This is a genomic window from Rubinisphaera margarita, assembly GCF_022267515.1.
Taxonomy (GTDB): Bacteria; Planctomycetota; Planctomycetia; order Planctomycetales; family Planctomycetaceae; genus Rubinisphaera; species Rubinisphaera margarita.
Map to the genome: position 1 here is coordinate 1 of NZ_JAKFGB010000006.1, position 1,477 is coordinate 1,477.

The 1,477-nt window shown below is 60.3% G+C and carries 1 protein-coding gene; it reads right to left on the reverse strand.

What is annotated here, in order from left to right:
- The coding region (locus L1A08_RS02375) for a transposase (protein WP_238753776.1) at positions 1 to 1,375 on the reverse strand (1,375 nt) is incomplete at its 3' end.
- Positions 1,376 to 1,477: the final 102 nt, after the last annotated feature.

Sequence of the window (1,477 nt, forward strand, 5' to 3'; positions counted from 1 at the left end):
AGCTGGCAATCTGAAAGCGGGGCTTGTTTGCTCTCAAGGTGTGTCTCTTCTCACGATGCGAGCGCAGAAATCGGAGCCCGTGTTGTCCCCGGGCGTTGGGGAGTCGCAGATGACGCGATCTGATTGCGTAGAACTCCTCCAACCATGCCGCGATTTCCACTTTCATCCGTTTCCAGGCTCCCGCCAGTTCGCGGGGCGTGCCGACGCCGATCAGCTGGCGCAGCAGCGTGCCGAGGTTGCGGGCCGCCGCGTGGATCGTGTACCGCTTGCGGATCGAATCGAGTCCACGCAGGTGACTCCTCCTCGCCCTGCCGGTCTCGCACGTGTGAGCGAAGCTGCGTTCCACCCGCTCGCTACGTTGGCGCTGTAGTTGACGGCCCAACGCACCTCGATTGCGAATCCGGTTGTACTGCCGGGCGTTTGCATGCGGCGTCTTCTCGTTCGGCTTTCCCTTGTAAGCTGGCTCGGCGATGAACGGCTGGAACCCCTCGGCCTCCAGTTCGCTCAGCAGTTCCTGCTTGAAATAGCCGGCATCGGCCACCACCGCTGAGATCTCGCTGGGGGGATCGTCGCTGTGGAGACTCGAAGTCGTGCAGTTTGACTGAGCCGCGATCACACTTTCCACAAGTGTCTCGGTGTCCGACTGGTCCCCGTGGTACACGCCGGCGTGCAGAATGACTTCGGTGTCCAGATCGATGACATGCTCGACCTTGTAACCCAGATGCGTGCGGCCGTCCTTCATTTTGACGATCCGCGCGTCGGGGTCGACTTCAGAGGTCCACTCCTGATTAGAAACCTTCTTGTCCTTCCGCTTCCGATCAAACTTTCGCAACTCATCGTCACCCGGCTCATCGTCTTCTTCGATCTCGCCCGCTTCGATCATCAGCCGCTTGAGGTAGGCCTTCCAGTCCTCGCCGGAGTCCCTGCGGACAATCGTCTTCATGGCCGCGTTGGCCTCCACCATCGTGGAGTCGACGCCGACGAGGGTGCCGGTGACGAGCAGACTTTTCTGAACGATCGCCAGCACGATCGCGAAGACCTGCTCGTGGACCTGGAGTGGAAGACGGTTACGAATCCGCGTCAGCGAGGAGTGATCGGGAGTCGCGTCGGTGAGCCGATAGCCGAGAAACTGCTTCAGAGACAGGCTGTCGGCACACCGCCAGGCGATGCCGCGCTGGGAATCGAGCCCCTCGAAGTAACCGATCAGCAGCATGCGAAAGTAGACGCCGGGCGGAATACTCTTGCGGCCGGCTTTGTCGTAGTAGGGCTCGCACAGATTCTCGAGATGCGGATCAAACTCATGCTCGGCGAGCAGCTTGTTGAGCCGCTCATAAAACACATGCCGCGGCGTCTCCGGCAAACTGGTGGTCGTCACGAACAACTCCACCTGCCGCGGCCCACCCCTCGATCCCATCGCCATCGCTGACTTCCTTGAACTGGTTCTCTGGAAACGATGATTCGGAAGATATTTCCGGAA